The sequence below is a fragment of the Parasphingomonas caseinilytica genome (assembly GCF_036663755.1).
GTDB lineage: Bacteria > Pseudomonadota > Alphaproteobacteria > Sphingomonadales > Sphingomonadaceae > Sphingomonas.
The window spans coordinates 1-1,374 of sequence record NZ_JAXOJL010000023.1 but is presented as its reverse complement, the minus strand read 5'-3'; the positions used below and the strand labels follow the sequence as shown (position 1 = coordinate 1,374).

Genomic DNA, 1,374 nt, shown 5'->3' with positions numbered 1-1,374 from the left:
CCTGTCCCAAATCTCCGCGCGCTGCGCTGCCGAGTAGTAAATCCGCCGCCGCTGCTTCATCGCCCACACCCCTCTCGCTTCGAGAATGATGCGTTGCGACGACCCGTTGAACCCACCACCACAAGCGGACATTCGCGATCTGCGGAGGCGGACAGTCCGCAGACGTTGCTCTACCGGCGTTCTACGCTGCAAGGCGCGTTGCCGTTTCGCCCGCCCAAGCATCAAGGGCATCGGCGGCATAAACGACCCGTCGACCGATTTTGCGAAACTCAGGTCCCGTTCCCATCCAGCGATAGGTCTGCATCGTCCCGACCGTGAAGCCCAGCCTTGCTGCGGCGGCGCGGGTATCCAGCCATTTCGTTTGAATGACCTTGCCCAGGACCGGATCAGTGGCGAACCCGCGAGGCGGTTCGGGGAGCTGAGCGACGACTGCACTGCTGTCCATCGCCTCGGGATCAAGCAACAGCGCGATCTCCTGTGAGATCCGATCAGCGGCTGTTTTGAGCGGGTGGTCGGACAGATGCGTGTAACGTGCCGTCGTCTTGGGGCTGCTATGTCCCAGCAGCGCGCCAATGATCAGCATGCTGTCGCCGGTAGCCGCACCGATCGAAGCAAAGCTGTGACGCAGATCGTGGATGCGCACATCTTCAAGGTCAGCGGCTTTCCGAATTCTTTCCCAGCACGCCTGCAGGTCGGTAACATGCGTTCCCTCGGTCTTGCCCGGCAGAAGATAGGGGTTTCCTTCAATGACCGGAGTCTCGCTCACCACCCGCATAGCTGCGGCGCCTAGATGGACGATCTTCGAGCCTGTCTTGCTGTCGCGCAATCTCAGGCAGCGATGATAATGATCGACGTCCGTTCGCTTCAGCGTGAGGATCTCGTTCTTCCGGCAGCCGCTCAGCATGAGCAGGCGGATTGCTGCCAGCGCAAACTGGCTTTCGACGCCCAACGCGGTCGCACTCGCCAGCACCTGTCCAAGCCGCGCAACTTCCGCTGGCGATAGAAAGCGTTCGATCTTCCTGCCAGGGAACTTCCGGATGCCGATGGCGGGATTGTCGCTGCGGATACTTCGCGTGATCGCGAACCCCAGCGCGGCGCTAAGCGTTTTGAGCGCGCTATTCGCAGCGCCTTTGCCGCCCCGGACACGCGCTAGTTTGCGATGACCCATCTTGATCGTGCGGCTGGTCTTTCCGACCGCGACGTCGCGGTGCATCCCTTCGAGGTCTGCACGCGTGACCGTCGAAGCACGACGAATGCCTAGGTGTTTGATCCCACGGTTTGATGGTGCGATCCTTTCGTTGGAATGGAAGGAAGCCGTATGGGACAAGTTCGTCATGGGTGCGCCACGACCACGCACGCCGTCCGAGCAGCAAT

General features: G+C 61.2%; 1 protein-coding gene. It reads right to left on the bottom strand.

Going from position 1 to position 1,374, the window contains the following annotated elements; translation table 11 throughout:
* Window positions 1-181: 181 nt before the first annotated feature.
* Window positions 182-1,374, bottom strand: a 1,193-nt coding sequence (locus U1738_RS20230; protein WP_332790835.1) for a tyrosine-type recombinase/integrase, incomplete at its 5' end; no start/stop codon positions are given.